This window comes from Streptomyces niphimycinicus (genome assembly GCF_018883605.1).
In the GTDB taxonomy this organism is placed as follows: Bacteria; Actinomycetota; Actinomycetes; order Streptomycetales; family Streptomycetaceae; genus Streptomyces; species Streptomyces niphimycinicus.
This window is the reverse complement of the sequence record NZ_JAHLEM010001146.1, coordinates 1-975: the sequence shown is the minus strand read 5'-3', so window position 1 is coordinate 975 and position 975 is coordinate 1. Positions and strand designations below refer to the sequence as shown.

The window sequence follows — 975 nt, the reverse complement described above, 5'->3', positions numbered from 1 at the left end:
GCGTCCCGGTCCGGATCGGCATAGACGGCTACGCTCGCGATCCCGGCATCCCGGCAGGCACGGGCAACACGGACAGCGATCTCGCCACGGTTGGCGATGAGCACCTTCATCAGCATGTCGGCTCCAGGGTCTGGTTCGGGGCGGCGTAGAGCCGGTCGGTGGTTTCGAGGATCTGGCCCATGTCCGCGCCGGGGGTGGAGACCGCGTGGATGTCCGCGGTCTCCAGAGTGGGGATGTCGATGTCGGGGATGATGTCGCCGACAAGGACCCGGACATCGACCGCGTCCTGTGGCACGGTCAGGTTGATCACCTTCTGCGCGATCGTCAGGTGGGCACCTGAAAGGACGGAGCGACCCAGGACCGGTGCATCCTCGGCGACGACGGTGGCGACCATCTGTTCCGGGGCCCGGTGCGGGTCGGTGCCGATGACTTCGTAGCCGGTGTCGCACGGGGCCCGGGCGGTGGCGGTGGCGCCGCGGTCGTGGCCGTCAAGCCCGGGCTCGACGATACGGGTGCCCGGCAGCGGCGCGGCACGGGCACGAGTTGCCCGTTGATGCGGAGTTTTCACGGTCCCTCCGTTTGAATGGTCAGCGGGGCGGGAGGACTCCACCGGCCGCCGGCCAGGGAGTTCGCCGTGCTTGTGCGACGACGTCGCGGATGCGGGCCCCGTGGGTTCCTCAGCGTGGCCAGTAGGAGCTGCGCCACGCTGTCGGGCCCGGTTGGAGCGAGGCGTCGCACGAGATGTTGCGGGTTTTGACCGTCCACTCGTCCAGGTGCTGCGGCGTCGCAGGGACGGCTGAGACCGCTGCGGCGCGGGCTCGGACCACCACGAGCGCGGCGGCCAGCTCTTCGGGAGTGGGGTCGCCCCGTACGACCGTGAACACTATTGGCCGCCCTTTCCGAGTTCTATGAGGTCAGAGGGGTCAGAGGGGTCAGAGGGGGATGTTGCCGTGCTTCTTCGGGGGCAGCGCTTCG

The 975-nt window shown here is 69.1% G+C and carries 3 protein-coding genes; all 3 read right to left on the bottom strand.

The window, feature by feature from the left end; all coding sequences use genetic code 11:
* Positions 1-113: biotin carboxylase N-terminal domain-containing protein (locus KN815_RS48320; RefSeq protein WP_216348101.1), on the bottom strand; the 113-nt coding region annotated here is incomplete at its 3' end.
* On the bottom strand, positions 110-568 hold the full coding sequence (locus KN815_RS48315; RefSeq protein ID WP_253209721.1) for a cobalamin-dependent protein: 459 nt from the start codon (positions 566-568) through the stop codon (positions 110-112). The genes KN815_RS48315 and KN815_RS48320, both read right to left, overlap by 4 nt.
* 109 nt (positions 569-677) lie before the next feature.
* Positions 678-884, bottom strand: coding sequence for an acyl-CoA carboxylase epsilon subunit (locus KN815_RS48310; protein ID WP_216348099.1), 207 nt, complete (start codon positions 882-884; stop codon positions 678-680).
* Positions 885-975 lie beyond the last annotated feature (91 nt).